Source organism: uncultured Novosphingobium sp., assembly GCF_964277725.1.
Taxonomy (GTDB): Bacteria; Pseudomonadota; Alphaproteobacteria; order Sphingomonadales; family Sphingomonadaceae; genus Novosphingobium; species Novosphingobium fluoreni.
Genome location: NZ_CAXYKL010000094.1, coordinates 1 through 3,529, shown reverse-complemented (window position 1 = coordinate 3,529; position 3,529 = coordinate 1). Strand labels below are relative to the sequence as shown.

Annotated in this window: 6 protein-coding genes; 3 read left to right on the top strand and 3 right to left on the bottom strand. The window is 64.5% G+C overall.

Going from position 1 to position 3,529, the window contains the following annotated elements; genetic code table 11:
* Nucleotides 1-220: 220 nt before the first annotated feature.
* The 3 genes from gmk to ACHWRX_RS05435 form a co-directional block, all read right to left on the bottom strand.
* Complete coding sequence (gmk, locus tag ACHWRX_RS05445; protein ID WP_058736065.1) at nt 221-892, bottom strand: guanylate kinase; 672 nt, start codon at nt 890-892, stop codon at nt 221-223.
* Between the two features lie 86 nt (nt 893-978).
* A complete protein-coding gene (locus tag ACHWRX_RS05440; RefSeq protein WP_394658381.1) occupies nt 979-1,428 on the bottom strand; it encodes a hypothetical protein in 450 nt (149 codons plus the stop codon).
* 31 nt (nt 1,429-1,459) lie between these two features.
* On the bottom strand, nt 1,460-1,960 hold the full coding sequence (locus ACHWRX_RS05435) for an SspB family protein (protein ID WP_058736067.1): 501 nt from the start codon (nt 1,958-1,960) through the stop codon (nt 1,460-1,462).
* A gap of 168 nt (nt 1,961-2,128) precedes the next feature.
* On the opposite strand from ACHWRX_RS05435, the gene hisB reads away from it, so the two are divergent.
* The 3 genes from hisB to ACHWRX_RS05420 form a co-directional block, all read left to right on the top strand.
* The gene (hisB, locus tag ACHWRX_RS05430; RefSeq protein WP_058736068.1) at nt 2,129-2,722 is read left to right on the top strand and encodes an imidazoleglycerol-phosphate dehydratase HisB; all 594 of its coding nucleotides are present in this window, start codon (nt 2,129-2,131) and stop codon (nt 2,720-2,722) included.
* Between the two features lie 8 nt (nt 2,723-2,730).
* Nucleotides 2,731-3,360, top strand: coding sequence for an imidazole glycerol phosphate synthase subunit HisH (gene hisH, locus ACHWRX_RS05425; RefSeq protein ID WP_183616726.1), 630 nt, complete (start codon nt 2,731-2,733; stop codon nt 3,358-3,360).
* The coding region (locus ACHWRX_RS05420; protein WP_394658382.1) for a HisA/HisF-related TIM barrel protein at nt 3,357-3,529 on the top strand (173 nt) is incomplete at its 3' end. The genes hisH and ACHWRX_RS05420, both read left to right, overlap by 4 nt.

Below are 3,529 nucleotides of genomic sequence, written 5' to 3'. Positions count from 1 at the left end.
GTCGGCGCTGGTGGGGGAGACGGTATCGCGCGCGTCCCATGCGGCTTCGATGGCGGACTGGAGTTCGGACATGGTTGACGCTCTTCTCTGGCTATCTGAAACAGGCGGGCCAGCGCCTATCCGCTGCATCGCCTGAGGACAAGGGCGCGCGGGCGAAGGGGGTGGCGAGGAGGGCTGGCGAGTGGCGGGCTGGCGAGGCAGGGCTGCTCCGCTCGCGCTCTCAAGCGTCGGGCGCGGTGAGTTCGCGGACGAAGGGGATGAGGCCGGTCTGGCGGGCGCGGCGCATGCGCTCGGCGGCCAGGATCTGCGTCACCTTCGCGAAGCAGACGTCGATATCGTCGTTGACGATCACGTAGTCATAGCCGTCCCAGTGGCTGATTTCGGCCTTGGCGCGCTCCATGCGGGCGGCGATGACTTCGGCGCTGTCCGTGCCGCGGGAGGTCAGGCGGCGGCGCAGTTCGTCGATGCTGGGCGGCAGCAGGAACACGCGCACCACGTCCGCCTGCATCTTTTGATAGAGCTGCTGCGTGCCCTGCCAGTCGATGTCGAAGAGATAGTCCTTCCCGTCCTTCAACCCGGCTTTCACTTCGGCCTTTGGCGTGCCGTAGCTGTTGTCGAACACCTGGGCCCATTCCAGGAATTCACCTTCCTCAACCATGTGATCGAAGCCGGGTTGGCTCGTGAAGATATAATCGCGCCCATCGATTTCGCCGGGGCGGGGCGGCCGCGTCGTGACCGAGACGGACATCCGCAGCCGCGCGTCACGCTCCAGCAGCATGCGCGATACCGTGGTCTTCCCCGCGCCCGATGGCGAGGAGAGGATAAACATCAGCCCACGGCGATGCAGGGCGTCGGAATCGGGAACGGCGATGGTGGGCTGGGCGGTGGTCATGCCCGCTGATGGCGAGGGCGGCCGATCAAATCAAGACCGGGGTTGCTTCCGAAAAGATGTCGTCGCGAGCACGATCATGCAGCGGATCACTCTTCGCCGTCGCGCGCCATTTCCTGCAACTTCTCGTCACCCTCATGCTTCGCCTGCCGGCCCTTGGCGCGATCGAACAGCGTCTTGGCCAGCAAGCCACCGCCCACGATGATCGCACCGGGGACGGAGCGCGTGGCGACCCGCGCCACCAGGGCATGGAACATCGATTCGCGCAAAGTGCGCCCTCGAAGGATCGCCGCTGCCTTGCGCGTCGGGTACTTGGTGCCGAGCAGACGACGCTGCACCGCGCGGCTGGCCAGCATTGTGGTTGAGCGAAGGGCGAGATCGGCGATCAGCAAGTTGGTGGCGGGATTGGGGCTGGGCCCGTTCAATTCCAGCGGATCGCGAGGCAACGCCTGCTTCAGCTTCTGCTTGGCCGCAACCGCTGCGTCCTCGCCCTTCGAGGATAGCTTCGGAGCTTTGCCGCCCAGTTTGATCTTGCCCATGTCCAAACCCATCCCGGGCCGGGAGCCCGCGTTACTTCTTCTTGCCGAAATCCACCGAGACGACGTTCGAGCCATCTTCAGCCGGAGTAATGCGCGGCGCATCGTCCCGTTCCGAACCGTCGTTGTCCGGGTCGTGTTCGTCCTCATGCTCATCCGCGCCCATCGCCTGGAACTGCAGGCCGAAATCCACCGCCGGATCGACGAAGGCGGTGATGGCGGAAAACGGCACGTGCAGCTTGGCCGGCATCTGGTTGAAGCTGAGGCCGACGCCGAAGGAATCGTCGGTGACGACAAGATCCCAGAACTTGTTCTGCAGCACGATCGTCATCTCGTCAGGGAAGCGTGCGCGCAACTCGGGCGGCACGGAGACGCCGGGCGCGCCGGTCTTGAAAGTGACGTAGAAGTGATGGTTGCCAGGAAGCACGCCACCACCGGCGACGACTTGCCCCAGCACACGGCCGACCACGGCACGCAGGGCTTCCTGTACGATTTCGTCGTAGGGAATGAGGCTATCGGGCGGGGTGTCGTTCATGGGTTCTCACTGCGCATCGAGTCGCAGGCGGTCAACCCGGCAGAACAGGTCTTTTCAACAATCGAAGACGCTTTTCGACGCCATGAGGAGCTATTTGCGGTGCGGTGCAGCATAAACGCAAGACGAGCGGCGATTGATTCTGTTCCATCACCGCGTATAGGCGCGGCTATGCGCACCGCACGAATAGCCCGAAAAACGCACGAAACCGACATCGCGGTCGAGGTGAACCTCGATGGCACCGGGGCCTATGACGTCTCGACCGGGATCGGCTTTCTGGACCATATGGTGGAGCAGTTCAGCCGCCACTCGCTGATCGACATCAGCTGCCGCGTGGTGGGCGACCTGCACGTGGACCAGCACCACACGTGCGAGGACAGCGCGATCGCGATCGGGCAGGCTATCGCGCAGGCGTTGGGCGACAAGCGGGGGATCGGGCGCTACGGTTCGGCCTATTCGCCGATGGACGAGACGCTGGCCCGCGTGGCGCTGGACATTTCCGGGCGGCCCTACTTCGTGTGGAAGGCAGCGTTCACGCAGGCCAAGTTGGGTGAGCTGGACACCGAGCTGGTCGAGCACTGGTTCCACTCGATCGGGCAGGCCGTGGGCATCACGCTGCATATCGAGCTGCTTTACGGCACTAACAACCACCACATCTGCGAAGCGATCTTCAAGGGGTTCGCCCGCGCGATGCGCTCTGCGGTGGAACTGGACGCGCGCAAGGGCGATGCGGTGCCGTCCACCAAGGGCCAGCTGGGTGGCTGAGACACGCCATGTCTGAGGTGCTGGCCTTGATCGACTATGGCGCGGGCAACCTGCACTCCGTGGCGAACGCGCTGAAGGCTGCCGGGGCGGAACGGGTGGAGATAACCGCCAACCCTGACGTGGTGCGCGCGGCGGACCGGATCGTGCTGCCCGGCGTGGGCTCATTCAAGGCCTGCGCCGAAGGGCTGCGGGCCATTCCGCACTTGGTGGAAGCCATGACCGAGCGGGTGCGCATCGGCGGCGCGCCGTTCCTGGGCATTTGCGTGGGGATGCAACTTCTCGCCTCACGCGGGCTGGAGCATGGCGTCACTCCAGGGCTAGACTGGATCGGCGGCGAAGTGCGCCTGATGGAACGCACTGATCCGGCTATCAAGGTGCCGCACATGGGGTGGAACGACGTTGCGTTGGGACTGAAAGACCCGGCAAGCGGCCTGATCAAAGCGGGCGAAGCGTACTTCCTGCACTCATATCATTTCGTGCCCGATGACGGTGCCGATGTCGCCGCGATGACCGATCACGGCGGCGGCCTGGTCGCCGCTGTGGCGCGGGACAATATCGCCGGCGTGCAGTTCCATCCGGAAAAGAGCCAGAGCTATGGCCTGGCCCTGCTGGAGCGGTTTTTGGAGTGGAAGCCATGATCGTATTTCCCGCCATCGACCTGAAGCAGGGACAAGTGGTTCGCCTGGCCGAGGGCGATATGGCCCGGGCCACCGTCTATGGTGATGACCCCGCCGCCCAGGCCATGCTGTTTGCCGAGGCGGGTTCGCAGTACCTCCACGTCGTCGATCTCGATGGCTCATTCGCCGG